This is a genomic window from Sphingomonas sp. DC4900 (genome assembly GCF_049896485.1).
Taxonomy (GTDB): Bacteria; Pseudomonadota; Alphaproteobacteria; order Sphingomonadales; family Sphingomonadaceae; genus Sphingomonas; species Sphingomonas aquatilis.
This window is the reverse complement of record NZ_JAFCUK010000037.1, coordinates 1-1,642: the sequence shown is the minus strand read 5'-3', so window position 1 is coordinate 1,642 and position 1,642 is coordinate 1. Positions and strand designations below refer to the sequence as shown.

Here is a 1,642-nt window from a genome sequence, read left to right as displayed (position 1 = left end):
ACCGGTAGTGACCGCCTCGTCGAAGGCGCCAGCCATGCCCTTCAGCCCCAACTCGGCCATGGCCGTCATCATCTCATGCCGCTGCATGGAGACCTCGCAGGCTGTCATAGCGGTTGCAGCCGGCACGGGGCGGATGGCGCAGCGCCAGATCTTCTGGCGTGACAATAGTCAGCGGTCGCGGCGGTTCGCGCCGGCGGGCCAGGATGTTGACGATGACGTCGTCGCGGGACTGTCAGGAATTTTGTGCGGGAGGCCGGTTACCGTCATTAGATGACGAAGCGCTCACCGAAGATTACGGCGAACTGACTTTTGGCCTCACCCCATTCGCGCGGTGGGCGCTTCCATTCGTCCGCCGCGTGATTGAGCACGAGATATAACAGCTTCATCGCGGCATCGTCACCGGGGAAATGGCCGCGGGTACGGACGGCACGGCGAACCTTCGAATTCAGGGCCTCGATGGCGTTCGTAGTGTAGATGATCCGGCGGACGCCCTCGGGAAAGGCGAAGAACGGGATCACCTGGTCCCAGTGTCGCCGCCAGCTTATGGCGATGGCCGGGTGTTTCTGGCCCCAGGGGCCTGCCTCGAACGCCTCCAGCGCAGCCATGCCGGCCTCGGGCGTCTCGGCACGGTAGACGCCGCGCAACGCCTGGGCGATGAACTTGCGCTCCTTCCAGGACGCAAAGCTCATGCTGTTGCGGATCAGATGGACGATGCAGGTCTGGACGATGGCCTCGGGGAAGACAGCGTTGATCGCCTCCGGGAACCCCTTCAGGCCGTCGACGACGGCGATCAGGATGTCGGCGACGCCGCGGTTCCTGAGCTCGTTCATGACGCGCAGCCAGAATTTGGCCCCCTCGGTCTGCTCGATCCAGATGCCGAGCACCTCCTTGGTCCCGTCCGGCTGAATGCCCAGCGCGATGTAGACCGCCTTGTTGCGGACGAACCCTTCGTCGCGGATCTTCACCCGGATCGCGTCGAAAAACACCAGCGGATAGCAGGCGTCGAGCGGCCGACCCTGCCATTCGGCAACCGTCTCCAGCACCGCATCGGTGACGGTCGAGATCAGGTCCGGCGAGACGTCGATCCCGTACAGCTCCTCGAGGTGCCCGCGGATTTCGCGCACCGTCATCCCGCGCGCGTACATCGAGACGATCTTGTCGTCGAAGTCGGGGAAACGGCGCTGGTATTTGGCGATGAGCTTCGGGTCGAACGTCCCCGCCCGGTCGCGTGGCACGTCCAGCGTCACCTTCGATGTGCCCGTCAGCATCGTCTTTCTCGATGACCCGTTGCGCCGGTTGATGGTGCCTGCGGCGCCTTCGCTTTCCAGATGATCGTCGAGATCAGCCGACAGCATCCGCTCCGACAACGCCTTCTTCAGCTCGTCGAGCAGACCGTCCTTTGCAAACAGCTCCTGCGGGTCACGACCAGCCAGAAGCTGGTCCAAAACGTCCTTGTCGATTGCCATATCGATGGTCCCTTCCATTCCATCCTATGGCCTCCCGCACAAAATTCCTGACAGTCCCGTCGTCGCTGGCGACGCCGGCCAGCAATGCTTCGCGCACGGCCACTTCTACCGCCTCCAGCCCGTCGTCGAGCACCGCTGCCAGCACCCGCACGAACCGCCGGTCGGCATCGTCGCCG

The 1,642-nt window shown here is 63.9% G+C and carries 2 protein-coding genes and 1 pseudogene; all 3 read right to left on the bottom strand.

Features of this window, described 5'->3' with window-relative positions; translation table 11 throughout:
• A pseudogene (locus ACP690_RS18005) lies at window positions 1–87 on the bottom strand (ATPase); the annotation flags it as partial.
• A 179-nt stretch (window positions 88–266) separates the two neighbouring features.
• The gene (locus ACP690_RS18000) at window positions 267–1,466 is read right to left on the bottom strand and encodes an IS256 family transposase (protein ID WP_426261893.1); all 1,200 of its coding nucleotides are present in this window, start codon (window positions 1,464–1,466) and stop codon (window positions 267–269) included.
• The coding region (locus ACP690_RS17995) for a hypothetical protein (protein WP_426261894.1) at window positions 1,420–1,642 on the bottom strand (223 nt) is incomplete at its 5' end. The genes ACP690_RS18000 and ACP690_RS17995, both read right to left, overlap by 47 nt.